This is a genomic window from Mycobacterium sp. IDUB_37 (assembly GCF_055419245.1).
In genome coordinates, this window is the sequence record NZ_JBVAXG010000076.1 from 1 (window position 1) to 206 (window position 206).

Sequence of the window (206 nt, forward strand, 5' to 3'; positions counted from 1 at the left end):
GACACCTCCAACAACAACCGCTGCTGAGGATCCATCGTCTGGGCCTCCCGCCCAGAAATCCCGAAGAACTCCGCGTCAAACCCGGCTACATCAGGCAGAAACGTTCCGGCGCGGGTGTAGGTCTTGCCTACCGCATCAGGATCAGCATCAAACAACTCCGCCAAATCCCAACCACGATCCCCCGGAAAACCCCCCACCCCATCAGA

At 59.2% G+C, this 206-nt stretch carries 1 protein-coding gene; it reads right to left on the reverse strand.

Features of this window, described 5'->3' with window-relative positions; all coding sequences use genetic code 11:
* The coding region (locus ACZY1I_RS32380) for a beta-ketoacyl synthase N-terminal-like domain-containing protein (protein WP_463761736.1) at nucleotides 1–206 on the reverse strand (206 nt) is incomplete at both ends.